The sequence below is a fragment of the Corynebacterium alimapuense genome, assembly GCF_003716585.1.
In the GTDB taxonomy this organism is placed as follows: Bacteria; Actinomycetota; Actinomycetes; order Mycobacteriales; family Mycobacteriaceae; genus Corynebacterium; species Corynebacterium alimapuense.
In genome coordinates, this window is record NZ_PTJO01000005.1 from 101,514 (window position 1) to 126,408 (window position 24,895).

Below are 24,895 nucleotides of genomic sequence, written 5' to 3' on the forward strand. Positions count from 1 at the left end.
ATTTCAGTTTATATTGAAATCCATGAGAATCGATCTAAGATCGACATCATGACTGACACTTCCGAATCCTCCGCCAACGACATCAACCAATTCATCGAAAACATCGGACTAGTACTCGAATCTGCTGGTCTGACTCGGGCTGCCGGCCGAATTTTCGGCTACCTCTTGGTCTGTGACCCACCCGAACAACATGCCCAAGCCATCTCTCACAGCATCTCGGCCAGCACCGGAAGCGTGAGTACCAACCTCCGTTTGCTCGTCCAACTCGGATTCGTTGAGAAAACCGCACTACCCGGAGACCGACGCACCAGCTACCGCGTCGGCCCTGGAGCCTGGGACAGCGTCATGGAAGACCAGCTTCGCGCCACCATTGCACTGCGTGAAGTCGCTGAAACCGGATTGCAGATATTGCCCGACCACGCCCCCGGACGTCGAGAACGACTACAAGAGGCCGTCGACTTTTTCAGCTTCCTCGAAGAGAATTTCCCTCCACTATTCCAGCGCTACCACGATGAGAAAGGCAAGAATCAGACATGACTACACCTGCCATCCACACCACAGCCATGAGCAAGATGTACGGAGATTTCGCGGCTGTCAGCTCCCTCGATCTCACCGTGGACCAGGGCGAGATCTTTGGCTTCCTCGGTCCGAATGGTGCCGGTAAATCCACAACCATCCGGGTCCTGCTCGATCAGATTCGCCCCAGCAGCGGCTCCGCAAAAATCCTCGGCCATGACATCCGCACCGAGTCCCTCGAGGTCCGCCGCCGGATCGGGTATATCCCCGGCGACCTAGCATTTTATCCGTCGATGACCGGCGAACAGACCCTGCGCTACTTCGCGAAGCTTCGTGGCGGTGTCAAACAGCAGCGCATCGATGAACTGGCAGAGCGCCTCCAGGCTGATCTATCGAAGAAGATCAGCGAGTACTCCACCGGAAATCGCCAAAAGATCGGCCTAATTCAGGCGTTCATGCACGATCCTGACCTATTGATTCTTGATGAGCCCAACGCCGGGCTTGACCCGTTGATTCAGCAGGAATTCATGGAGATGATGCGAGAGGTAAGAGCCGACGGGCGAACAGTATTCCTCTCTTCCCACACCTTGTCTGAAGTTGAGCGAGTCGCCGACCGAGTCGGGATCATTCGCCACGGCAAGCTAGTGGTAGTTGAGAGTATCGATGGCCTCAAAAAGAAGGCTGTTCGTCGCCTCGATTTCGAATTCGGCAGTGTGGTGCCTGACACCCTTTTTGATGGGATTGACGGCGTCCGTAGTGCTGAGTTCAACGACCATCACGTCTCGGTATCTTTCGACGGATCAGTCAATGCCGTCCTGCACACAGCCATGGACTATGAAGTAGTAAATCTCCATAGCCGGGAAGCCGACCTAGAAGAGATTTTCTTGGCTTACTACCGCGATGATTCCTCGGCAGGTGCTAAAAATGTCTCCTAACCTGATCCTGCACGATCTCCGAGAGCGCCGGGTAGGCATCCTCGTCATAGGCTTTTCCCTTGGAGTATTGTCTTTTTTCGCTCTGGCGATGTCGGTGCCAATGGCCGATATGCTCAATTCCATCACCGACAATCTCACTCCGGCATTGGAAGCCTTCTTGGGCGGAGAAGCACCCGGCGGCTATGTCGTCGGCGAGGTGTTCAATCTCATTGCCCCGATAGCTATCGTCGCTTACGCCATCAGCGTAGGAGCATCAATCCTGGCCGGTGAAGAGCAAACCAAGACCATGAGTTTACTCTCCGCCCAGCCTATTTCCCGGCTATCCATTTTTACTGCTAAAGCCGTTGTCCTGATCCTGGCATTACTCGGAGCGGTGGTGCTGTTCTGGGCTGGTCTAGCTCTAGGTGTTTGGCTTATCGACGTCGACGCAACCCTGACTGAAGTTACTGCTGGCAGCGTTCATCTATTTTTCCTCGGGTTAGCCTTTGGCGGCCTATCGTTCGGTGTCGCCGCCGCTACCGGTCAATCACTGTGGGCAACCTCGATAGTCGGCACGATCGCCGTAGTCACCTACTTCATGAATGCGATGCTTCCGTTGGCTGGCTTTGATGCTGCTGCCAAGATCAGCCCCTGGTATTACTACCTCGGCAGCGACCCGCTCAACAACGGCATCGACGCCGGCCACTTGCTCGTCTTAGCAGCCATCGCTGCAGTCGGGTTTGCCGTATCCGCATGGGCATTTCCTCGACGAGATCTGAAAGGCTAAGCGATGACTACTACTAGCACACACATTGAGGCCTCCTCATACTCCCCGATGAGGGCACTCTTCGCTCGAGCTTTCAGCTCCCAGTTGAAAATCCTAGCCATGTTCGGATTTTATTCGATTGTCATGGGCTTGGTCATCGGACTGCTCTGGGAGCCGTTGCAAGATGCTTTCAGCTCCTTTGAGCTTCCCGAAGCACTGACCACCATTCTCCCCGGAGCTGACCTGACGACCCCGGCTGGCTGGGCTAATGCCGAGTTTCTTTCCATGATTGCCCCTGGCGGCATGATCGCGCTAGCCATAATGGCAGGACTACGTGCAACTGCCAAAGAGGAAGAATCCAAAACTCTAGGCATGTCCTTGTCCGCTCCAGTCTCTCGGAACCAATTCCTCGCGGCCAAGACCCTATCGGTGGTCAGTTACGTGCTCATCATGGGAGTGCTGATCTATCTCGGCCTATTAACAGCAGATATCAGCGGATCTCTTGAATTATCCAGTTCTGGAATGATCGCTGCTGCCATCCATACGACGTTGCTGGGCTTGGTATTTGCCGCCATTACTCTCACAGTCGGAGTCGCCACTGGCCGGGCTAAACCAACCATGGGTATCGCCGCTCTATTGGCAGTGCTCTCCTTCGTGGTCGCTTCCTTCTTCCCATTGAGCGAAACCCTCAACGACTGGACGAAGCTGAGCCCCTGGTTCCACTACAACGGACATAATCCGCTGGTCGAAGGCGTTGATGTCTCATCCGCGCTAGTCCTCGGCATCGCCGCACTAGTTATCGGCGCTATCGGCTTCCTGCAGTTTCCCCGCCGGGATCTACACGGCTAAGAAGCTCTACTAACCAGCCAACAGCCGGGGCACCAAAATATCTTGGTGCCCCGGCTGTTGGCTGTCTAAAACTGGCTCAGTCGATGCCTAACTATGACTCGCAGTTGATCCCGTCGCCATCGCCATCGCGGTACCACTGGTATTCCGGATCAACTCCGGAAATATAAGGGCCAAAGCCCGCGGCGATGGCAGCTTTACAGGTACCAAACTGCGGATCGGTGCCACCGGTTGATTGCGGAACAGTAAGAGGTTCGGGGGCAGGTGCTGGAGCAACAGGTATCACCACGGGGGCAGGTTCAACTACCGGGGCTGGTTCGACTACCGGGGCTGGTTCGACAACTTCTGCTTGCTGAACTCCAGTGGTGTCTACTTGGTAGGCGGCGGTGGCTGTCTCATCCGTCGGGAGTACTTGCTCCGGGCAATCAGACAAGATCCCAGCCATGGCATCTTTTTCCGCGCTGGTAACCCACAGCTGATAGCGCGCCTTCACTGCAATTTGGCGGGAGACGTAGTCACAGCGGAAAGGCTGGTTGGCCGGCAACCACGTCGCTGCGTCGCCATCACTCTTTTGCCCGTTCGCTGGCCCATCTACGGCCAAGAGATTCAACGGATCATTTGCAAAGAGGGTACGAGTATCAGTATCGAGTTGCTGGGCACCCTTTTGCCAAGCATCCGATAATGCGACCACGTGGTCGATCTGAACCGCGCTGGAGGTGTCTTGACCGCGCACAAAGTGAATCTCAGTAGCGGTATAGGGATCATCCAACACGCCGGTAAGCACCACACAATCCTGCGTGCCCTCACGGAACGTCTCACCGTCAAGATCGCGGGCAAGAATGTCATTGCGGGTATCGCAACCATTGTGATCAATATCTGACCAGGAAGCCCCAAACAGGTCTCGGTCATAGCCGGTTTTCGGTGCTCGACCCTTGACTTCTAGGGTATCGAGGGCTGCTCGAGCAGTACCAGTGGCCGCATCATCCGGAGTCTCCGCCGAGTCGCCTGCTACTGCTGCAGATTCCGGGGCTTCCGATTCCGCAGAAGAACTCCCCTCTGAATCTGCCGCTGAAGGATCGAGGCTGGCCGAAGAGATTCCGGAGCTTGCTGTATCCACGGATTCATCATCTGGCAGGCTGCAGCTGCTCATCCCCAGCGATAGCGCTGCGATAGCTGCGACAATGCTCGACCAACGCTTCAGCGTCATGGTGGCTTCTCCTTAAGGTATGTACTGAGAAAAATAAACGTGCCCTGGGCATCCGCGAGACGGACTTTTATGGACTCCAGCTGTTCAGAAGAACTGACTGCGGATTGATAATCCACGCTCTGGGGCAGTATTAACTGCCACATAAGTTCGAAAGGATACCCACTGGGGAGTCGATGGAGGTAGTCGACTGTCCACAGAAGCCACATTCCTCACTGGACTTGCCAGGTATGTGAAAGATCCCAATCTGGGCTCAGTCAGATGTCTCTGACCACTCCTAACTGCAGGTTGTGGCTTGATAGGGCCTACTGAATTGCTAGCCATCAGCTAGCCCAATCTAGTCGGAATCGCAGAGCAGTCCGCGGGGGTAGCAGGCGCACGGTTTCGGCCACACTAAAGCTGGAGGCACTGCTCCCCTATTGCCCACTTGCTGCCAAATATCAGCTACTCGAAGCTAGGGGCGCTCAGAAATGACTAAAGCCCACCCCCGTTGTCGAGGTGGGCTAATCATCATGTGGTGCAGGTTGAGCAACTATTAGCCAAACATAGCTTGGGCGGTATTAAAACGTTCCATTGGAACAGTCTTGAGCTTGCCCACGGCTTCTTCCAACGGAATGTTGATGATGCGCTCGCCGTTGAGCGCAACTGAAGTACCGAATTTTCCTTCATGCACTGCACGAGTAGCACGCACACCGTAACGGGTGGCTAGCACGCGGTCGAAGGCCGTCGGGGTGCCGCCGCGCTGAATGTGGCCGAGCACGGTAGTACGCACGTCATAGCCAAGACGGTGGTGAATCTCATCGGCGACCTGCTGGCCGATACCGGTGAAGATCTCGTGGCCGAATTGGTCGATGCCACCCGAACGCAGTTCCATGGTGCCCTCTGCCGGTGCAGCGCCCTCGGAGACGACGATGATGCCGTACTTCTCGCCCATCTGGAAGCGTCGTTCCATTGCTTTGCAGATCTCAGCGATATCGAAGGGCACCTCTGGGATCACGGTGTAGTGAGCTCCGCCAGCCATACCGGCATGCAGCGCAATCCAACCTACGTGGCGGCCCATGACCTCAACGATGAGAATTCGGTTGTGAGACTCTGCGGTGGTGTGGAGGCGGTCAACGGCATCGGTGGCTACCGCCACAGCGGTATCAAAGCCGAAGGTGTAGTCAGTACCATTAACGTCATTATCAATGGTCTTGGGCACACCAACGACCGGAATTCCGTTGTCGGAGAGCCACTTAGCTCCCTTGAGGGTTCCCTCGCCGCCGATGGGGATCAAGGCGTCAATGCCAGCGTCATCTAAGTTGCGCTTAATCTGATCCAAACCAGCTTTGAACTTATCGGGGTGAAGCCGACCGGTGCCCAAAATAGTGCCGCCGCGGAGAAGAATACGGTCAATATTCTCATCGTCGTAGAGATCGACGCGGCGGTCCTCGAGCAGACCGACCCAACCGTCTTCGTAACCGACGACGGTAGAACCGAACTCTGCGCTGGCGGTGCGGACGATTCCGCGGATGACGGCGTTGAGACCGGGGCAATCGCCGCCGGAAGTAAGAGTAGCTAGTCGCATAGGCATCATTCTATCTCCGAGAGCCCATCGGCGCGACGGCTGGCTCAAGTGTTGTCTTTTGGAAGAAGGACACGGCGATAAATCCTAAGCCGAGGGCAGCCACCGGGAGCAGCAGTGCATTTGCCATCCCGTCGATCAATCCATAGTTGAGCGCACCGATCTGCATCGCCGCCCCGACTGAAGCTGCACCCAGCACTGCTCCGGTCTGCCGGGTGGTGTTATAAACCCCGGAAGCTGCGCCCATGTAGGCAATATCAACATCACGCATAGTGGTTGCGGAATTTGGTGCCCAGACAAAAGAATTGCCAATTCCCAGCAAAGCGATGGGCAGCAGGAAGTAGATAACCGGGATGTCGGCACGCATAATTGCCCAGGCCAGAAGCAAAGCTCCGGCCGTGGTACCAAAGCCAATCATCGACATAATTCGGGGATGGTACTTATCGGCTAGCGGACCAACTAGTGGAGAGGCCACCATCGCGATGACCGCCATCGGGATCATCATCAAGCCTGCTTGGCCGGAGTCCAATCCCCTGCCTTCTTGTAGCCACACCATGATCGGCAACATCATCGACGAGACCGTGAAACCCATCGTGGCGATCGAAAAAGCACCCAGCGAATAGTTGCGATTACGGAAGATAGTCAGTGGAACCAACGGCTCAGAGCCACGGTCCAGTGCAGTGGACTGTAAGCGGATAAACAATGAGACCATTCCCACTCCGAGGATAAGCAGTCCTATTGCCCACAGTGGCCAGCCGGATTCTGGTCCTTGTTGAACGGCGAACACCAGCGCGGTCATGCCAATAAAGGAAACGGCTACAGAAGGGGCGTCGATACGCCGGGCGTAAGTAGGAAGAGTAGGCACCCACATCCCGGCTAAGACGATGGCAATAATTCCCACCGGCACGTGCAGCAGAAAAATCCCCTGCCACCCAACCGTTTGCACGATAAGTCCGCCTAATACCGGCCCAGTGAGGCTGGCCACCGACCCCACCGCACCCCAAGCTCCGAGTGCCATCCCGCGGTGTTCCCTGGCGAATACTCGGTTGATCACACTCATGGTTTGCGGGGTCAGGATCGCTGCGCCAATGCCTTGGATGCCACGGGTGATAATAAGGAATTCGATAGATTGGGCCATCGAACCTGCCACCGCTGCCAGGGTGAACACCGCCACTCCCACTTGGAATACGGTGCGCTGGCCGAAGCGATCACCAAGCCGGCCGGTAAACAACAGCGGGACGACCACACACAGCAAATAGATCGAAGTCACCCACACGACCTGGCTAAAGCTCGCTCCTAGCTCCTCTTGCAAAGAGGGAGTAGCCACCGCGACGATAGTCTGATCGAGCAAGATCATGAAAAAGCCCAGGCATAGGGCGGCTAATGCTCGCCAAGCCTGAGGCCTGGGCAATACCGTAGAAGCGGGAATCGCGGAAGTCATTTACCAAAGCCTAGTCCGACGTAGAATATGAGCTATGAGCATGATCGATATTAAAAAGCCAGAAGACGTCTCCACCGCGTCTGTAGTCACCCTTGGATTAATCGGAGGGTGGGTGACTGCTCGGGAAACCGGCATCCGTCCACTCGGCGGTGTGGTACTCGCGGCTGCCGGATATTGGGCAGCCCGTAGCTGGGTGGCTACCTCCGGCCCAGTGACCGCCACCGCATTGACTGCCCTCTACGTCGGTGCGTTCGGCGCCTCGCATCCTTTGGCTAAGAAAATCGGGCCGTGGCCTGCAGTTCTGACTGTCACGGCTGTGGCCGGTGGCGCAGCCTGTGTGGTCTCTGACCTGAAGTAACTATCAGTGGCCCTGGTTGAGTTCTTGGGCCTCTGATTGCTCCACCGCTGCGATGAATTCTTGCTTGGAACTTTGCCACTGATCCTCGGTCATTCCGATGCGCCAATAACCAGAGATCGATACATCGGCTTTGTCTACCCCGCCGTCAACGAAGAGGAAGCGGCGCAGTTCACGGATCATTTCTGCGACTCCGTGGATGAACCAGGAAGTGCGCTGCTGCGGGATACCTGCACTACGAACCTCAGCCGATAGCGCAGTGCCAGGAGTTGCACCATCGCGGTAGACCCAGTGAATGTTGACGTTTTCTCGTTCTGGCATCGAGAACTTGGTCTTGGCGTTGGCGATTTCTACATAGACCTCGGCGCTAGCGCCTTCCGGCAGCTTTTCGACGGCCGCAGCTAAAGCCGGCGCCGCAGTCTCATCACCTGCGAGCACGAAATGCTCATAGTCAGAATCTGGTGCCCAAGCACCACCGGGTCCAAGAAAAGCAATGGTATCGCCTTCTTCGGCACGCTGAGACCACGGGCCAGCCAGCCCTTCGTCACCATGGGTAACAAAATCCACCTCAAAATCACCGGTGAGAGTGTCTACCCGCCGCAAGGTATAGGTGCGAGTGACTGGATGCAGCTCCCGCGGCAGATTTTCCCTGATCTCAACAATATCGAACGGCCAAGCGTAATCGGCTTCTTCGGGAACAAAGATCAGCTTGATGTAGTGATCGGAAAAGGCTAAATCCTTGCCGACTAGGCCGGGCGCGTTCAGGCTCAGACGGATCAGATCCGGAGACAGACGGGTGGTTCCGGTAACTGTGGCTTCAATGGGCTTGCGGATCGGGCGATTTTTGCGTGCTGGTGCGGTCATGGGTGTTGCTCCTAATAGTCGATTTAGGACACCCTAACCTATTTTGGATTCTGGACGGTTGGCGGGGTGAAAAATCAGCTTTCAGAGCGGATGTGAGGTTAGTACGACTAGCGAATTGCGCCGAGGCGTATTTTCTCACCGGCCGATTCGTGCCCTAGATTCCTGAACAGGGATTATACGTCTCTAGCCAAGAGCCCTATGTGAGAAAATACGCCTCCTGGAAATACGCCTTAGCGACAATGACCCCACCCACGCACAAAGCCCCGGAGCAGTAAAACTCGCTCCGGGGCCTGCAGCACTGCAGCTGCTAAGAACTTATGCCTTGCTGCGACCTGCTTCGAAGGCAGCGCCGACATAGTAGAGGCGGTCATCAGCGAAAGCCGGGGCCATGATCTGCAGACCGACCGGCAGATTGCTATCTGTGGCGAATCCGGAGGGCACCGACATACCGCACAGACCAGCCAAGTTCAGCGGCAAGGTGCACAGGTCGAAGTTGTACATCTCCAGTGGATCGGAGACCTTCTCGCCAAGCTTGAAGGCTGTGGTCGGGGTGGTCGGAGTAACCAAGACATCGACCTTCTCATAAGCTGCAGCAAAATCCTGCGCGATGAGGGTACGAACGCGCTGAGCCTGCAGGTAGTAGGCGTCGTAGTAGCCCACCGAAAGCGCATAGGTGCCCACGATGATGCGGCGCTTGACCTCATCGCCGAAGCCCTCTGCCCGCGAGATCGACATAACCTTATCGGCCGAATGGGTTCCGTCATCGCCGGCGCGCAGTCCATAGCGCATGCCGTCAAAACGAGCGAGGTTGGAAGAAACCTCACACGGCATAATGAGGTAGTAGGCAGCCAAAGCGTCATCGAAGTGGGGGCAATCTACCTCGATAATTTCCGCGCCCTGGCTGGTCAACTGTGCCAGCGATTCATGGTAGTTATCCATGACACCGGGCTGCCAGCCTGCACGGTCAAATTGCTTGACCACACCGACTTTCAGTCCGCTGAGATCGCCAGTAGCACCCTTGCGTGCGGCAGCAACGACATTGGCAACTGGTCGGTCAACACTAGTGGCGTCAAAAGAATCATGGCCAGCAATAACCTCGTGCAGCAATGCAGTATCCAAGACAGTGCGAGCAGTAGGCCCGACTTGATCCAAAGATGAAGCAGCGGCGATGAGACCGTAACGAGAGACGGTGCCATAGGTCGGCTTAACGCCCACGGTATTGGTCAAGGCAGCTGGCTGACGGATCGATCCGCCGGTATCAGTACCAATGGCCAACGGTGCTTGACCTGCAGCTAGTGCAGCCGAAGATCCGCCACCGGAGCCACCCGGAGTCCGATCTAGGTCATAGGGGTTGCGCACCGGTCCGAAAGCAGAGTTCTCAGTAGAAGAACCCATGGCGAACTCATCGAGATTGGTCTTGCCCAGAATCGGGATACCAGCCTGGCGAATCTTGGTGGTGACGGTGGAGTCATAGGGGCTCATCCACCCTTCGAGCATTTTCGACGCCGCAGTGGTCGGGGCATCGGTGGTGGTGAGCAAATCCTTCAGTGCCAAAGGCACACCAGCCAGAGCAGAGGCCGGTGCCTCGCCCCGGTCCAGGGATTCGTCGACGGCATCCGCCGCGGCCAGCGCCTGCTCGGCACCAACGTGGAGGAAGGCGTTGATTTCTCCATCGGTATCGGCAATGCGATCCAAGTGGGCACTAGTGACCTCACGCGAGGTCACCTGGCGAGAATGAATCGCTTCTGCCAGATCGGCAGCGGTCATGGAGGTTAGCCCGGATTCGGGCACGGTGAAGCTAGTCATGGTGGTTACTCCTCCCCCAAGATCTGCGGCACAACGAAACGCTGGTCTTCGACGGCAGGTGCCTGGTCAAGGGCCTGCTCGGAGGTAAGAGTAGGAATGACGACGTCTTCTCGCATTGAAGTAGTAATCGAATGCGGGTGGCTCATCGGCTCAACTCCCTCGGCCTCGACTCGTCGAACGGCCGAGACATTGTCGACGATCTGGTCGATCTGGTCGGCGAACTGTTTGAGCTCGTCCTCGCTAAGAGCTAGGCGAGATAGCTTAGCGAGGTGGGCGACCTCATCACGCGAAATTTCGGACACGGCGGGCTCAATCCTTTACACATCTGTGAATGAACTTTTCTCATGGTACTGCAACCCCAGTCACTGCCAGACTCTGAGGGTTTGACTGCCAGTTGATCACGAGGAATGGGATGTTAACTATGATATGAAGAGTCACTCATGCATTTTCCGCATTAGCAACCCATGAAAGGGTGCCGTACACATCATGTCGTTTCTCATCCGCATCTTAATCCCAGATGCCCCGGGAAGCCTCGGCAGGCTCGCGGAGGCTATCGGCGCCGTCGGCGGCAACATCAAGTCAGTCGATATTGTGGAGACCTTCCACGATAGATCAGTCTTAGATGACATCGTCGTGGAGCTCCCGAGCGATATTATGGCTGATACGTTGATCACCGCGGCTAGCTCCATCGATGGCGTCGTCGTCGATTCAATCCGGCCGTTCTCCGGCCGAGTGGACCGCCGTGGTCAGATTCAAATGCTCTCCAATGTTGCCTCCCACGCGAATGATCTCAAGCGTGCCATGCAGGAATTGGTCAATGTCATCCCGCAGGCGATGACTGTCTCGTGGGCAATCGTGCTCGATGACACTGGCAAGGACACTAAAATCTCTCGTGTCGCGGCCGCCCAAGCCGCCCCTGAAGATGATGGAAGCAACCCCACGACTATTGATGTCACCAAGGCTCGGATTCTCAATCCGGAGACCGAAGAGTGGATTCCTGCGTCCTGGGGACTGCTCGACTCCTCGCTCGCGGTGACCCCGTTGAACGGAACCGGCATGGTGTTGGTAGTCGGTCGCACTGGTGGCCCGGACTTCCTGGCCAGCGAAGTCGATCACCTCGGTCATGTCGGCCAAATCGTCGGGTCGATCCTTACCTAAGTAAGGGTTTCCTCCTCATCGACAGCCGGGCCGTGCTCCAATAGCCGGATAAATCCGGCTTCATCAAGGATGCGCAGGCCGAGATCGCGAGCCTTAGTTTCCTTGGTCCCGGCGTTCTCGCCGACGACGACATAGTCGGTTTTCTTTGATACCGATCCCGATGATTTGCCGCCACGAGTGATGATTGCCTCTTTGGCTCCATCGCGGGTAAATCCCTCCAGCGAGCCGGTGACCACGATGGTCAATCCTTCTAGAACTGGCACAGCTAGGTCTTCGCTCGTGTCTTCCATACTCACTCCAGCAGCGGCCCATCGCTCAATAATCTGACGATGCCACTCGATCTCAAACCAGGATTTGAAGCTCTCGGCGATGATCAAGCCGACGCCATCGGTATCTGCGATGTCTTCGATCGGGGCGTCGATAAGCGCTGGCAATGAGCGATAGCGAGTGGCCAACGAACGGGCAGCAGTGGGTCCGACGTGTCGAATGGAAAGAGCGACGATCACCCGCCACAGCTCGGTGGATTTGGCTGAATCTAGGTTTGCCAGCAGCTTATGACCCGAGGCATTAACACCACCAGATTTAGCTGTGTAAACCTTCGAGGCCAATAAGTCCTCTTCGGTGAGATCGAAAAGACCGGATTCATCGCTCAGGATGCCAGAATAGATGAGATCCTGGGCGCCCTTCTCCCCCAGCGCCTCAATATCGAAGCCGCCGCGGCCGGCCAAATAAGTCAGCCTAGAGCTCAGCTGGGCAGGGCAGCTGCGAGAATTGGGACAACGCCAATCGGCGTCACCTTCCTTCTGCGGCGCCAAACGGGTGCCACAAGACGGGCACAACGTAGGGAAGATGAACTGACGCTCACTGCCAGTGCGGCGCTCGACGACTGGGCCCAGCACCTCCGGAATGATCTCGCCAGCTTTGCGGATGACTACCGTGTCGCCAATGAGCACGCCCTTGCGGATGACCTCCGTTTGGTTATGCAGCGTAGCCATGGCCACCGTGGAGCCAGCTACAAAAACCGGTTCCATAATCGCAAACGGAGTCACTCGACCAGTGCGGCCCACTCCGACCTGAATATCGATCAAGATGGTGGTGACCTCCTCTGGCGGGTACTTGTAGGCAATCGCCCACCGTGGTGCGCGGCTAGTAGAACCAAGGGCTCGCTGCTGGGCATAAGAATCGACCTTGACCACTAGGCCATCCATCTCGTGCAATGCGTCGTGGCGATGATCGGCCCAATAAGCAACCTTCTCCCGTACTTCGCGCGCGCTATGAACTTGCTCGGTATAAGGGCTCACCGGCAGCCCCCAAGCAGCCAATGCTTGATAGGCGGCAAACTGAGAATCAGGGGAAAATCCCTCGCGCGCCCCCACACCATGGGTGATCATGCGCAGCCGCCGTGGACGGACATCCTCAGGGTTTTTCTGGCGCAGCGACCCCGCCGCAGCATTGCGGGGATTGGCAAACGGCTTGCCCCCAGCCTCTTGGCGGAGCTGATTGACTTCAGCGAAATCCTCAACGGCGATGAATACCTCTCCGCGGACCTCCAGCAAGCTCGGGATGGGATAATCATCAGTTGCGGTCAGTTGGTGGGGAATGTCCTCGATGACTCGCGCATTGGCAGTGACATCCTCCCCGGTTCGGCCATCACCTCGGGTGGCTGCTCGCTCGAGCTGACCATTCCGATACACCAACGCTAGAGAAAGTCCATCGATCTTGAGCTCGGTGAGATAGGTCTCGGCAGGGGTGCGCGCTAGCCACTCGCTGAGTTCTTCATCATCAAAGACGTTGTCCAAGCTCATCATGCGTTCGAGGTGGACGACATTATCGAAAGTCGAGGAGACAGCCGTTGGTGCGCCGACCTCCATCGTCGGGCTTTCTGGCACCGCTAGTTCGGGATGGCGTTGTTCGAGCTTTTGCAGGCGACGGAAGAACTCATCGAAATCAGCATCGGGAATCTCCGGCTGATTGTTGTAGTAGAGATCACGGTGGTGGCGGACCAATTCGGCCAGCTCGTTCCACTCACGGCGCAGGTCAGCATCCACTTCGGGTTTCACATCAGTCACGATCTCCAATTCTAGTGTCGGGTGCTACGGCTAGGGTTGAGCGCATGACCAATTTCGACGCGACCCGCATGTTGTCCTTCGACCTGGAGACCACCTCCGCCAATCCGTTAGAGGCCCGCATCGTCACCTCGGCAATGGTGCGGATCGATGGATCGCAGGTTAATGCTCTCGAGCACTTGGCCGACCCAGGAATAGAGATCCCAGAAGAAGCTGCCAAGATCCACGGCATCACTACGGAAAAGGCCCAGGCTGAAGGCCGACCGCATGAGGAGGTACTGCGTGAGACCGTCGAGCAAATCAAAGCCGGTTGGGCAGATGGCCTGACGCTTATTGTGTTCAACGCTAGCTATGATCTGACGGTTCTGCGCCAACTCACCGGTGATTTCACGGTCACCGGCCCGGTGTTTGACCCTTATGTGGTGGACAAAGTCAAAGACCGCTACCGCAAAGGCCGCCGGACGCTGACCGATCTTTCCGCGCACTATGGCGTACGTCTAGACAACGCCCATGAAGCCACCGCCGACGCACTCGCCGCTGCGCGCATTGCCTGGAAGCAGGTCAAACAATGGCCGGAACTATCAAAAATGGATACCGGTGAGCTGATGGAGCTGCAAGCGGTGGGCTACTACGAACGCCAAATGGATTTCGCCAAGTATCTCCAAGGGCAAGGTAAGGATCCCAACACCGTCAATACCAGCTGGCCGATGCAGTCCTGATTGGGCAAAGGTCACCTTCTGGGGCTGTTGCTTGCCCCAGCAACTAGGCGTTCAATGAAGATATGACTCCTTCGAGAGCGCACTCGCAGCACCCAGCGGTATCGGCTAGCGAGATGTCGGTCACCCGTGGCTCTGGGCGACGAGCTACTCAGGTCCTCCATGAGCTCAGCTTCGATATCCCCGCCGGCTCCATCACGGGGTTGCTTGGACCTTCTGGCTGCGGAAAGACCACGCTCATGCGCGCTGTCTCCGGCCTCCAAAAGTTCACTGGTCGCTTGGAGGTCCTCGACCATGCGGCTGGGGAAAAAGATCTACGTGGCCGGATCGGCTATGTGACTCAATCTCCTAGCCTCTACCCAGAACTAACAGTGGAAGAAAATCTGCGCTATTTCGCGCTTCTCTCCGGAGGAGATACCGGCGAGGTACTGACTCGGTTAGGGCTCGAGGAAACCCGCCATAAACAGGTAGCTCAGCTATCGGGTGGGCAGCGCGGAAGGGCCTCCCTGGGTTGCGCTCTGGTGGGGGATCCCGAACTGCTGGTCATGGATGAGCCCACGGTTGGCCTCGATCCAGTCGTCCGGGCCGAATTATGGGAGCAGTTCCGCGAATTGGCTGATGCCGGGGACACGCTGTTGGTCTCTAGCCACGTCATGGAAGAAGCCTCCCATTGCGATCAGCTGATACTCATGCGCAAGGGCTTGATTGTCTGGCAAGGGACTCCGTCCGAACTATTAGCGCAGACCGGTGCGTCCTCTTATGAGGGAGCTTTCCTCTCCGCGATTGAATCCAGCCACGATAGCGAGGGGTCCACATGATCAATCCACGGCTGCTATTGGCTACTTCTGGCCGAGTACTTCGACAGCTCAAAGCCGACCCCAGATCTATGGCCATCCTCTTGGTCGTTCCGACGATGCTCCTCTTGCTGTTTTTCTATATTTATGAAAATAATCGGGAGCTGTTTAGCTTCATCGCGATCGGGATGACTGTTATCCTCCCGCTGTCGTTGATGTTCATCATCTCCTCGGTGACTATGCAGCGCGAACGCGCCAATGGCACTCTCGAGCGGCTTTGGACTACCCGTTTGCACCGAGCCGATCTCATCGGCGGCTATGCCGGTGCCTTCGCACTGCTAGCGGTTATCCAATCACTGCTCCTGGTAACCGTCATGGGCCTATTCCTCGATGTCCATACTCAGGCTTCGTGGTGGACCTTGACGATGATCGCGGTGGTGACCGGCGTGACGGGCCTCTCGCTGGGGCTATTCGGCTCGGCTTTCGCCCGCTCGGAGTTCCAAGCCGTGCAGCTGATGCCGGTGCTCATCATCCCGCAGATCTTATTGAGTGGTCTGCTCATGCCGCGCAATGAACTACCCCAGCTATTGGAGTGGATCTCCAATCTCTTGCCGCTGTCCTATGCCTTCGACGCCGCCACGGAAGCCTCTCGTTCAGGGTTCACCGGGGAGGTGGCCAAAGACATTGCTATTTGTTTGGCCTTTGCCGTTGGATTTCTGGTGCTCGCCTCTACTACGATGCCCCGGCGGACCTCATAAGGATTGTCCGGGGTTAGAGGTTTCCGGCATCGGTGCGCAGCATGGACTCCACGGCGACGGCCATGCGGTAGGCATGCGCGGCGTCGATAAGCGTTCCCTGGTTGATACCAGCGCGAGGATGGACATCGACTCGATCGATGAGCAGCAGGCGGTCTAGGCCAAGTTCATCCCAGAATCTGGCTACCTCCACTGCCCTAGCGCGTGGGCTCTCGCCCAGGGCATCGATGCGGTCAGTGGGATCGGTGATGCCGAGACCAATCCGAACCCCCGCACTCACGGCCTGGCCGAAGCCATCTAATTGCGCGGTGCCACGTACTTTGTCCACGTTCAACAATGTGGTGGATGCGCCAGAGAGCGTAGCTACCTCCCACAATGGGGCGTAGCCGGTCTGATTGAGCAGGACTTGCGGGCGCTCAATGCCAGAGACTACGTGTTCTAAGCGCTCGGCTAAATCTCGCTCATTGACTGGACGAATCGGGTTGAAATCACTGGCCCCCACGAGGTTGCCAGTGTTGATCTCCGCGAGAAGAGGTTCATCTAGCTGCACGACTACTTCGGCGCCGAATCGCTTAGCCACCTCGCGGGCATGAGCATTGGTGCCCTCAATGAGGGCGTCACTGAGATCTCTCACTGCCCCGCGATCAGTAATCACGCGATGACCACTGGCCAGCTCTACTGAGGCCGCCAACGTCCAGGGGCCAGTGACCTGGATTTTCAACGCTCCCAAGGACGTGCCCCAAGCCTCCTCGCACTCATCAAGATCACGAGCCATTTGGTCCCATGCGCGCCGGGTCAGTAGCTGCGGACGATCGCTCATAATCCAGGAGCGCGGCCCGCGATCAAGTGCAATCGATTCCAATAATCCAGCAGTAGCGCCAACAGCATCGGCGCCTAATCCTCTCGTTGGAAGCTGCGGAAGGTGCGGGAGATCTCCAGTCTCGCTGAGGATGACATCAGCTGCCTGCTTAATCGAGCCGCCAGGCAGCGGGCCTAGACCAAAAGCACTCACATGGACTCCGTATCAATGATGGTTCCCGATCCGATGACGATATCTCCCTGCCCATCTGGGTCCGGAAGATAAAGCACTGCCGCCTGACCCCGGGCCACGCCTTGGAGTGGGGAATGCAGGGTCAAGGTCATCGACTCCCCTTCGACTACCGCCCGGCACTCAGCGATGCCACCGTGAGCGCGAACCTGGACGATGGCTTCGAATTCTCCAGTCATCGCCGGGTGCAAGACCTTGAGCCGATCTGCCCGGATGAGGCCCACCGATAACGCTGAACGCGGGCCAACGGTGACTGTGCCCGTGGTGGCATCAATATCGGTAACATAGCGTGGGCGACCATCGCTGGCAGGATTGCGCAGGTCAAGCCCCTTGCGCTGGCCGATGGTGTAGTTAAAAGCCCCATCATGTTCTTTCAACTCGGTGCCATCGCGATCCACGACCATCCCTGGGCGCAAACCAATACGCGCGCCAAGGAAGGCCTGGGTATCACCATCGGGGATAAAGCAGATGTCATAGGAATCCGGCTTGGATGCGGTACTAAAACCATGCCGAGCGGCTTCTTCCCGAATCTGTGGCTTCGGGGTATCACCAATCGGAAATAGGCAGTGCTCCAGCTCCGTGCGGGTGAGCACGCCAAGCACATAGGACTGGTCCTTGTCCGGATCAGTCGAGCGACGCATATGCCCTTCGGCATCGAGAGTGGCGTAGTGGCCAGTGGCCACGGCATCGAAACCTAGCGCGATGCCACGCTCAAGCAGCGCTGCGAACTTGATCTTCTCATTGCAGCGCAGGCACGGATTCGGGGTCTCGCCGATGGCATAGGATTCCACGAAATCATCGATCACCTCCGCCTGAAAGCGCTCAGAGAAATCCCAGACATAGAAGGGAATCCCTAGTTTGTCGCACACCCGGCGCGCATCAGCTGAATCTTCCAAGGAGCAACAGCCCCTCGAAGATTCACGCACTGTCTGCGGATCCCGCGATAGCGCTAGGTGGACACCGATGACCTCATGTCCGGCCTCGACCATGCGGGAGGCTGCCACCGAGGAATCGACGCCGCCACTCATCGCTGCGAGTACACGCATGTTCGCCCTTTCTTAAAAAATATCTTGTCCTTAGAGTCAACACCGCAGAGTAATCGTCTACACCGGCAAGTACGAATCTTCTGCTGCTTGATCCGAGCTGCTTTTTGATACTGGTTCCCTGCTGCCTAGCTCAGTACTCAGGCTTGAGCGCTAGCAGTAGTACCAGGGTATGAGACGATCGAGGGATTATGGCACGCCGAAAATCCTCCCCCGCACCCGTTGCTGGCCTTCAAGCTGGCACTTTCGAGATTTCCACCGGTACCGCGGAGCTGGTGGCCGATGACTTTTATCCCAACGCTTGGACCCTCATGATCAATGGTGTGCCTTCCTCGCATATCCAGATCGGTCGGCCCGAGGAACTGGACTTTGAGTATATGCGCTGGATTGCCGCGATCATGGAGTCTTTTGTTGATGCCCATTTCGATCCTGCGGCACTACGAGTGACGCACTTGGGCGGCGCGGCTTGTTCCCTGCCTCGCTATTTTGCTCAACTCTGGCCCGATTCTCGGCACACCGTCGTCGAGCTCGACGCCAAGCTAGCCACTTTGGTGCGGGAATGGTTCGATATTCCGCGCTCCCCGACGGTAAAAATCCGCGTCGGTGAAGCCGGGGAGGTTACCCGTAGTTTCCTAGCTGGCAGCCGGGATGTGCTCATCCGCGATGTCTTCGCTGGGGCAGTCACTCCCCCAGATCTGACCACCGCCTCGTTTTTCCGTGCTGCGCATTCAAGCTTGGCCGCGGGTGGTCTCTACTTAGCCAATTGCGGAGACCATTCTGATCTCCAAGGTGCGAAGGCTGAATTGGCCGGCATGGCGGAGGTCTTTGAACATCTGGCCGTTATCGCAGATCCGCCGATGCTCAAGGGGCGTCGTTACGGAAATATCATTCTCATTGGCTCTGATCGTGAGCTTCCCGCCGAGGGCAGCCCCCAGGCCAGTGCGATTAGCCGGCGGTTGCTCAAGGGCGCGGTGCCTGCCCAATACAAGGATGAGGCGTGGACCCGGAAGTTCTTTTCCGGTGCCAAGTCTCGCTAGGTGCCAAGTCTCGCTAGGTGCCAAGTCTCGCTAGGTACCAAGTCTCGCTAGGTAGCAACTCTCGATAAAAGAGCTAGCCAGCCATCCCGGCCAAGCGTGCCCGCGTAGCTACCTCAGCAATAACCGCCAGCACCGCGTCCACATCGGCTCGAGTGCTCGTTCGCCCGAGCGTAAATCGCACTGCCCCGCGAGCATCGTGCTCGCTGACCCCGGCGGCTAAGAGGACATGACTGGCGCGATTGACCCCGCTAGCGCAAGCCGAGCCAGTGGAAGCTTCGATGCCAGCATGGTCTAGCAGCATGATCAAGCTATCGCCTTCCGCGCCGGGGAAGGACAGATGAAGGTGCCCGGGCAAGGCTGGCTGCGTGGTGTGGACTAGGACGTTATCGACTTGGGCCACAATCCCGGCGAGTAAATCATCGCGAAGTTGGGCGATCCGGAGCTGTTCGGCTTCCAACTCCCCGACGGCCTCAGCTAGTGCGGCGGCGGTGGCTGCGGCACCGGCCACATCGATGGTGCCCGGGCGGATGCCTCTTTCTTGGCCGCCACCGTGGAGTACTGCAGCGGGTGCCGGAGAGCGTCGCGCCAACAATAAACCGGAGCCTCTCGGACCGCCGAATTTATGAGCGCTGGCGGCCAGGGTGGTGGCCCCCAACTGGTGGAAATCTACCGGTAGATGACCGACGGCTTGCACGGCATCCACGTGGACTGGAGTGCCTGAAGCACTAGCCCGTTCGATGATTTCATGCAGCGGCATGATGGCGCCGGTTTCGTTATTGGCCCACATGCAGGTGGCTAATGCGGCTGGTTTAGCTAGTGGCTCATAGTCATCGACTCGCCCATCACTACCAACTGGAAGTAGCTCAATATCCGCCCCAATCAAGCCTAAAGACTTGATAGTTTCGAGAACTGCCGGATGCTCAACAGGAGTCGAGATCACTCGATTAGATGACCCCGCCTCATAGAGGCCTCGGATGGCAAGGTTATCCGACTCGGTCCCAGAGGCGGTGAAGATGACCTCGACGGGGTCAGCGCCGAGCAAGGAAGCGATGAGTTCGCGGGCGTCGTCAAGCACGCTGCGAGCCTTGCGCCCGGCGGAATATTGCCCGCCTGGGTTGAGCTTTCCAGCATGTTCAATCCAAGCCTCAACCGCCACCTGCCGCATGGGCGAGGTGGCGGCGTGGTCGAGAAAGCGTGACATTAGCGTTGCGCGTTAATCTCGTTGATCAAGGCGGGGACAACCTCGAAAACATCTCCGACGACGCCGAGGTCGGCGATCTGGAAGATCGGGGCATCCTCATCATTGTTGACCACGATGATCTTACGAGCGGTCTGCATTCCGGAGGTGTGCTGGATCGCTCCCGAGACTCCGAGCCCAATGTAGAGATCCGGGGAAACGGTTTGGCCAGTCTGGCCAATTTGATAAACCCCGTCGTAGTACTCCAGATCCACGGCGTCGCGGGTGGCGCCAACAGCGCCGCCGAGAGCATCAGCAAGCTGCTCGGCCAGTGCAAAGCCCTCGGCAGAACCGAGTCCTCGTCCGCCGGCGATGACGACCTTGGCCTGAGTGAGCTCCGGACGGTTGCCGCGGATAGCCGGGGCAAATCCAGTGACGGTGACATCTTTGGTGGTGGCACCCGGCAGAGGGAAAGCAGTAAGCGCACCAGCGGCCGCGACCGGAGCAGCCTCAATAGCGCCGGGACGAACGCTATAAATTGGGCTAGCCCCGCCGACGGCCGCCGAGATCTGGATTGAGTCGCCGAAGACGGATTGTGAGGCGGTGCGGTCGGCATTGATGCCGACGACATCGCAGAGCACACCAGAAGCCAAGCGGGCGGCTAGCCGGCCAGCGATTTCGTTGCCAGTGGGCCCAGCAGCAACGACGATTGGACCTGGGGTGGCAGCGGCGAGCATCGAAAGAGCATCAACCTGCGGAAGAATCAGGCGGTCAGCCAGATCGGCAGCTTCTGCGGCGATGACGGCTTCGGCACCAGCCTCGGCTAATTGTGGAGCCAACGTTCCGGCGATTCCAGGCGCTGCGATGACCACTGCAGTGACCTCCCCGAGGGGACGCGCAGCGGTGATCAGTTCTTTGGTGACATCGGTGATGGTGGCGTCATCGTGCTCGACCAGTACATAAACGGTGGACATAACTGTCGTAGATCTCCCTAATGGTTTCGGGTCGGGCCGGATTTAGAGGAACTTCTCAGCGGAGAGGTACTCGGCCACGCGGCCGGCAGAATCCTCGCCACGGATGACTTCACCAGCTACTCGGGCCGGGCGCGGGGCAGCGGCAGTAACAGCAGTCGCAGAATGCGCAAGGCCAACCTGCGCTGGGGCTACTCCAATAGCTGCGAGATCCAGCACGGTGATCTGGTGCTTCTTGGCAGCCATGAGGCCCTTGAAGTTGGGGAAGCGCGGCTTAGCTGCCTTATCAGTCACGGAGACAATCGCGGGCAAGGAAGCACTGAGCTCGTGCCGGCCTTCGGTGGTCTCTCGTACTGCGCTGAGCATGGTTCCGGAAAGTTCAACCGAGGTGAGGTTGGTCAGTGCCGGAATCTGGCGATATTCAGCCAGGATTCCCGGGACCGCACCCATGGCGCCATCGGAGGAAGCACCACCAGTGATGATGATCTGCACATCCTCGATCTGGTTGAGCGCGTTGGTCAACGTCCACGAGGTGCCTAAGACATCGGAGCCAGCCAGCGCATCATCGAGCACGTGGATCGCATCATCTGCGCCCATAGCCAATGCCTTGCGCAAGGTGGCATCGGCTCCGGCGGCTCCGACGGTCAGTGCGATGACGCGCCAACCGGCATCCGGCTGCGAATCCCTCAACTGGAGTGCTTGTTCCATGGAGTATTCGTTGACTTCATCGATCACGGAATCGACATTGACGCGGTCGAGAGTGTTGTCTGGCTCTAGTGTCTTTGCGGACCAGGTGTCCGGGACATGTTTGACCAGCGCGACGATCGTGGGCATCGGTGCTATGACCTTTCGACGGGGATACTCGGTGTGATCCGACAGTCTACGCTAGGGTTCCACACCGGCGGTAAGGCAAACCTCACTCGGAAAACTCGCGGGCGCTACAGATCAGCGCAACACCCTGACGTCCGATTCTGGTGCAGACCACCGCCATCGGCCTATCCCCCGCTAGCCGGAGCTTTTTCCGCAGCGCATCGGGGTCAATGTCCACCCCGCGAACCAAGATTTCTAGACTGCCGGCACCGTGAGCGTGCAGTGCTGGGCGCAGCTTCTTCAGTGGTACCTGCTCGATGAATCTAAACCCGCTTCGACCCTGCGGAATCCGATCCCCGGTGAGGTAGGCGATGCGTTCGTCTAGCATCCACAGCCCCTCCCGGTGTGCGTAATGGCGCACCAGTCCAGCGCGTACTACTGCACCATCGGGGTCAATAATCCAAGTGCCCGGTGCTGCTGCTGTTACGTCATCCGGACCAGCGTCAGTGATGCGATCGATCTTCTCGCCGGTGATCATCGCAGCCTCCCGGGATGCTCCTTCACTGAGGCCAGGTGTGTAAAGACAAGCTTCTTTGACCCCACCGTCGACGCTGACCAAGCTCACTAGACCATCCCATTCGGAAAAATCCAGCCCTGGTGCGCACTTGACGGCTAGTTCCTTCCCTGCCCAGGCTTTCAGTAGGTCCGGCAGTGGCGGCAGCAATTGGTCGGGGTGCACGATTCTGCGCCCACCTGCCCGGCGCGCCGGATCAGCGACGATTGCTTGTGCCCCGCTACTGATGGGCTCAAGCGCATCGGCTTGCGCCAGCCAAGCACGGTTGCCGAGGTTGTGGCGCGCCATGGCTAGACGCACTCGGTCAAGGTCACTGCCTAGATAAGCCATCCCTGCGGCGCTTATCGACGCCCCCTCTGTCCCCACTGAGCACGTTACGTCATGGATCAGCGCGTCTTGCCCAAGATGGTCCAGCAGGCGTTGTGCACGCAGATCAGCCACCCGAGCCGGGGTAGCTTGCTGCGCAGAATCTACGTCAACAAGCCAAGAGTCAGGCACTTTGCCACGAGCTGACTGCCTGGCTCGGGCTAGTTCAGCGACGGCGCGACCATGTTCACCGAAGATGCCGCGCAAGGCAGTGGCATCGGCGAGCACGGTTGTCGGTTTAAAACTCAGCTCTGCGGTGGCATTGACGATCTCGTCTGCATGAGTGGAAAGAAATCCCACTTCATCAAGAGTGAAAGACATCTCAGATCCGATCGATCGGCCGAGCAGTGAAGTACTCCTGGTAGCGCGGATCATCGATAGGATCGCCTACGACTGGAGTCAGATCAGCTGCCGAAGCCGCGGCAATAGCATCAGCGCTAGTAGAAAACTGAGCCAGGAAGCGCATCTGCGCCCAGGTAGGAATGGCCAATCTCACTAAGCCATGTTTCCATCCCTCCAGCAGCAGTGCGGGAGTAAACCAACCGGCATCATCTGCCTCTGAGGTATCTCCATCTGGGCCTTGACCGGGCGGGGTGACTGCCAAAAAGGAGACGGTGTCGAACCAGTGATGTTCACGCCAGCCGCCGACCCATCTAGCCCAGGGATGCAATAGATCCGATCGCACCCGCAGCCCACGGTTACTCAACATGTCAGTCAAGGAAATGCGGTGGGAGATCAAGTCCTCGCGGTCCTGCTGATAGGGCGAAACATCCTCGATGCTGGAGCCGTCTTCATGGACTGCCAAGAGAATGCCGGTTTCTTCAAACAACTCCCTGACTGCCGCAAAAACGACAGCATGAGTCTGCTCATCGGTCATTTCCAGGCGATCTGACATCTCTTGGAGTGGCGCTCCAGTCCACAGCGCTGCTGGGTCCCACTGCCCCGTGGGACAATCGCGGCGATCGACGCCGCCACCAGGAAAGACCGTCATCCCCGGATAGTTACGCATCGTCGAGACTCGTTCTTGAGCCCACACTTGCAAGGTTTCCGCATGATCTCGAACAAGAATGACCGTGGTCGACAGGCGGGCTTGTCCATGCCCTAAGGGCGCTCCAGGTAAGGGCATATGCCCGCTCGCCTCCTTTAAAAAACTCGTTCGCTGTCCGAAAAAGTGTTGGATCTATCTTTTTAGTCTAGATGTGATCCGCGTCGGTGATTGCCACCCCGACGCACTCGATGTGCGAAGTAGCGATCGCCGATCCGAGAAACCTCAATGGGTTGATGGAACGCTCGGGAGAGATTCTCGCTGTTGAGCACAGAATCAATGAGCCCTTGGGCAACTACTTCGCCCTCATCGAGCAGCAGAGCGTGAGTAAACCCGGAAGGAATCTCTTCCACGTGGTGAGTAATCATCACGATCGCAGGAGCATCTGCATCCATGGCCAGATCACTAAGATAGCCCACCAAGTCCTCTCGCCCACCAAGGTCCATTCCCGCGCCGGGCTCATCAAGAATCAACAGCTCCGGGTTCGTCATCAAAGCCCTGGCGATCAAAACTCGCTTTCGCTCACCTTCTGAGAGCGTGCCCCACTCACGATCCATGAGGTGATAGGCGCCGACCTGCTCAAGGATTTCATGAGCTTGCTCGAAATCAACCTCTTCGTATTCCTCCCGCCACCTGCCCAAAACTGCATAACCGGCCGAGACGACTAGGTCTCCAACTTTCTCTCGGGGCGGGATGCGGTTTCCTAGAGCTGCGGAAGACACCCCAATCATCGAACGCAGATCCCGCATATCGGTTTTTCCCAGGCGCTCGCCCATCACATGGGCAGTACCAGAGGAAGGGAATTCCTCGGCGGCAGCCATCCGGATAAGGGTGGTCTTGCCTGCACCATTGGGGCCGATAATGACCCAGCGCTCGTCTAATTCAACCTGCCAGGACACCGGACCGACGAGGTTTTGTCCACCGCGCCGAAAAGTCACGTCCTGAAAATCGACCAGCAGGTCCTGATTGATCTCATCCATATGTTCAGTCACTCCCCCATTGTGTCCGATTCTCTCAGTCCCCGGTGAAAGTGACACAGCTCGACTAGGATTCGGGAGG

General features: G+C 57.6%; 25 protein-coding genes. 10 read left to right on the forward strand and 15 right to left on the reverse strand.

Annotated features, from left to right (window positions below; genetic code table 11):
- The first annotated feature begins 48 nt into the window (after window positions 1–48).
- From C5L39_RS07560 to C5L39_RS07575, 4 genes are all read left to right on the forward strand, one after another.
- A complete protein-coding gene (locus C5L39_RS07560; RefSeq protein WP_123048293.1) occupies window positions 49–537 on the forward strand; it encodes a GbsR/MarR family transcriptional regulator in 489 nt (162 codons plus the stop codon).
- Window positions 534–1,451: an ABC transporter ATP-binding protein gene (locus C5L39_RS07565; protein ID WP_123048294.1), complete on the forward strand. Its 918-nt coding sequence runs from the start codon at window positions 534–536 to the stop codon at window positions 1,449–1,451. Before C5L39_RS07560 ends, C5L39_RS07565 begins: the two co-directional genes overlap by 4 nt.
- Complete coding sequence (locus C5L39_RS07570; protein ID WP_165858009.1) at window positions 1,441–2,217, forward strand: ABC transporter permease subunit; 777 nt, start codon at window positions 1,441–1,443, stop codon at window positions 2,215–2,217. The genes C5L39_RS07565 and C5L39_RS07570 overlap by 11 nt, the downstream gene beginning before the upstream one ends.
- A 99-nt stretch (window positions 2,218–2,316) precedes the next feature.
- On the forward strand, window positions 2,317–3,045 hold the full coding sequence (locus tag C5L39_RS07575; protein ID WP_165858010.1) for an ABC transporter permease subunit: 729 nt from the start codon (window positions 2,317–2,319) through the stop codon (window positions 3,043–3,045).
- 91 nt (window positions 3,046–3,136) lie between these two features.
- Here the strand turns inward: C5L39_RS07575 and C5L39_RS07580 are convergent, their stop codons facing one another.
- The 3 genes from C5L39_RS07580 to C5L39_RS07595 form a co-directional block, all read right to left on the reverse strand.
- A complete protein-coding gene (locus C5L39_RS07580) occupies window positions 3,137–4,249 on the reverse strand; it encodes a GmrSD restriction endonuclease domain-containing protein (protein WP_123048297.1) in 1,113 nt (370 codons plus the stop codon).
- Between the two features lie 532 nt (window positions 4,250–4,781).
- Window positions 4,782–5,813, reverse strand: coding sequence for a 6-phosphofructokinase (locus C5L39_RS07590; protein WP_165858011.1), 1,032 nt, complete (start codon window positions 5,811–5,813; stop codon window positions 4,782–4,784).
- A gap of 10 nt (window positions 5,814–5,823) precedes the next feature.
- Complete coding sequence (locus tag C5L39_RS07595) at window positions 5,824–7,251, reverse strand: DHA2 family efflux MFS transporter permease subunit (protein WP_123048300.1); 1,428 nt, start codon at window positions 7,249–7,251, stop codon at window positions 5,824–5,826.
- A 34-nt stretch (window positions 7,252–7,285) separates the two neighbouring features.
- Between C5L39_RS07595 and C5L39_RS07600 the strand changes: the two genes are divergently transcribed.
- Window positions 7,286–7,609, forward strand: coding sequence for a hypothetical protein (locus C5L39_RS07600; RefSeq protein ID WP_123048301.1), 324 nt, complete (start codon window positions 7,286–7,288; stop codon window positions 7,607–7,609).
- Between the two features lie 3 nt (window positions 7,610–7,612).
- Here C5L39_RS07600 and C5L39_RS07605 read toward each other — a convergent pair whose 3' ends face one another.
- The 3 genes from C5L39_RS07605 to gatC form a co-directional block, all read right to left on the reverse strand.
- Window positions 7,613–8,470, reverse strand: coding sequence for a siderophore-interacting protein (locus C5L39_RS07605; RefSeq protein ID WP_123048302.1), 858 nt, complete (start codon window positions 8,468–8,470; stop codon window positions 7,613–7,615).
- Window positions 8,471–8,785: 315 nt separating this feature from the next.
- Window positions 8,786–10,276 carry an Asp-tRNA(Asn)/Glu-tRNA(Gln) amidotransferase subunit GatA gene (gene gatA / locus C5L39_RS07610; protein ID WP_123048303.1) on the reverse strand — a complete coding sequence of 497 codons (1,491 nt, stop codon included), beginning with the start codon at window positions 10,274–10,276 and terminating at the stop codon, window positions 8,786–8,788.
- 5 nt (window positions 10,277–10,281) lie between these two features.
- A complete protein-coding gene (gatC, locus tag C5L39_RS07615) occupies window positions 10,282–10,578 on the reverse strand; it encodes an Asp-tRNA(Asn)/Glu-tRNA(Gln) amidotransferase subunit GatC (RefSeq protein WP_123048304.1) in 297 nt (98 codons plus the stop codon).
- Window positions 10,579–10,762: 184 nt separating this feature from the next.
- Between gatC and C5L39_RS07620 the strand changes: the two genes are divergently transcribed.
- Complete coding sequence (locus tag C5L39_RS07620; RefSeq protein ID WP_123048305.1) at window positions 10,763–11,434, forward strand: ACT domain-containing protein; 672 nt, start codon at window positions 10,763–10,765, stop codon at window positions 11,432–11,434.
- Here C5L39_RS07620 and ligA read toward each other — a convergent pair.
- Entirely contained in the window at window positions 11,431–13,494 is a 2,064-nt protein-coding gene (gene ligA, locus C5L39_RS07625; protein ID WP_123048595.1) for an NAD-dependent DNA ligase LigA, read from the reverse strand. The genes C5L39_RS07620 and ligA overlap by 4 nt on opposite strands.
- Window positions 13,495–13,547: 53 nt before the next feature.
- Between ligA and C5L39_RS07630 the strand changes: the two genes are divergently transcribed.
- From C5L39_RS07630 to C5L39_RS07640, 3 genes are all read left to right on the forward strand, one after another.
- A complete protein-coding gene (locus tag C5L39_RS07630; protein ID WP_123048306.1) occupies window positions 13,548–14,219 on the forward strand; it encodes a 3'-5' exonuclease in 672 nt (223 codons plus the stop codon).
- 62 nt (window positions 14,220–14,281) lie between these two features.
- Window positions 14,282–15,034, forward strand: a complete 753-nt coding sequence (locus tag C5L39_RS07635; RefSeq protein WP_123048307.1) for an ABC transporter ATP-binding protein — start codon at window positions 14,282–14,284, stop codon at window positions 15,032–15,034.
- Window positions 15,031–15,768 (forward strand): ABC transporter permease, encoded by a 738-nt coding sequence (locus C5L39_RS07640; protein ID WP_245974936.1) that lies wholly within the window; start codon window positions 15,031–15,033, stop codon window positions 15,766–15,768. The genes C5L39_RS07635 and C5L39_RS07640 overlap by 4 nt, the downstream gene beginning before the upstream one ends.
- Before the next feature lie 13 nt (window positions 15,769–15,781).
- Here C5L39_RS07640 and C5L39_RS07645 read toward each other — a convergent pair whose 3' ends face one another.
- Together C5L39_RS07645 and mnmA are read right to left on the reverse strand one after the other, a co-directional pair.
- Complete coding sequence (locus tag C5L39_RS07645; protein ID WP_123048308.1) at window positions 15,782–16,777, reverse strand: uroporphyrinogen decarboxylase/cobalamine-independent methonine synthase family protein; 996 nt, start codon at window positions 16,775–16,777, stop codon at window positions 15,782–15,784.
- Complete coding sequence (gene mnmA / locus C5L39_RS07650) at window positions 16,774–17,859, reverse strand: tRNA 2-thiouridine(34) synthase MnmA (protein ID WP_123048309.1); 1,086 nt, start codon at window positions 17,857–17,859, stop codon at window positions 16,774–16,776. The genes C5L39_RS07645 and mnmA overlap by 4 nt, the downstream gene beginning before the upstream one ends.
- Window positions 17,860–18,047: 188 nt before the next feature.
- Here mnmA and C5L39_RS07655 point away from each other — a divergent pair, with 188 nt between their 5' ends.
- Window positions 18,048–18,893 (forward strand): spermidine synthase, encoded by an 846-nt coding sequence (locus tag C5L39_RS07655; RefSeq protein ID WP_123048310.1) that lies wholly within the window; start codon window positions 18,048–18,050, stop codon window positions 18,891–18,893.
- A gap of 73 nt (window positions 18,894–18,966) precedes the next feature.
- On the opposite strand, the gene C5L39_RS07660 is transcribed toward C5L39_RS07655, so the two are convergent.
- The 6 genes from C5L39_RS07660 to C5L39_RS07685 all read right to left on the reverse strand — a co-directional run bounded on the left by C5L39_RS07660 (window position 18,967) and on the right by C5L39_RS07685 (window position 24,816).
- On the reverse strand, window positions 18,967–20,094 hold the full coding sequence (locus C5L39_RS07660) for a cysteine desulfurase family protein (RefSeq protein WP_123048311.1): 1,128 nt from the start codon (window positions 20,092–20,094) through the stop codon (window positions 18,967–18,969).
- Window positions 20,094–21,044, reverse strand: coding sequence for an electron transfer flavoprotein subunit alpha/FixB family protein (locus C5L39_RS07665; protein ID WP_123048312.1), 951 nt, complete (start codon window positions 21,042–21,044; stop codon window positions 20,094–20,096). The genes C5L39_RS07660 and C5L39_RS07665 overlap by 1 nt, the downstream gene beginning before the upstream one ends.
- A gap of 42 nt (window positions 21,045–21,086) precedes the next feature.
- Window positions 21,087–21,875 carry an electron transfer flavoprotein subunit beta/FixA family protein gene (locus C5L39_RS07670; protein ID WP_123048313.1) on the reverse strand — a complete coding sequence of 263 codons (789 nt, stop codon included), beginning with the start codon at window positions 21,873–21,875 and terminating at the stop codon, window positions 21,087–21,089.
- 82 nt (window positions 21,876–21,957) lie between these two features.
- The gene (locus C5L39_RS07675) at window positions 21,958–23,112 is read right to left on the reverse strand and encodes a THUMP-like domain-containing protein (RefSeq protein ID WP_123048314.1); all 1,155 of its coding nucleotides are present in this window, start codon (window positions 23,110–23,112) and stop codon (window positions 21,958–21,960) included.
- Between the two features lies 1 nt (window position 23,113).
- Entirely contained in the window at window positions 23,114–23,917 is an 804-nt protein-coding gene (locus C5L39_RS07680; RefSeq protein WP_123048315.1) for an NUDIX hydrolase, read from the reverse strand.
- Between the two features lie 62 nt (window positions 23,918–23,979).
- The gene (locus tag C5L39_RS07685) at window positions 23,980–24,816 is read right to left on the reverse strand and encodes an ABC transporter ATP-binding protein (protein ID WP_123048316.1); all 837 of its coding nucleotides are present in this window, start codon (window positions 24,814–24,816) and stop codon (window positions 23,980–23,982) included.
- Window positions 24,817–24,895 lie beyond the last annotated feature (79 nt).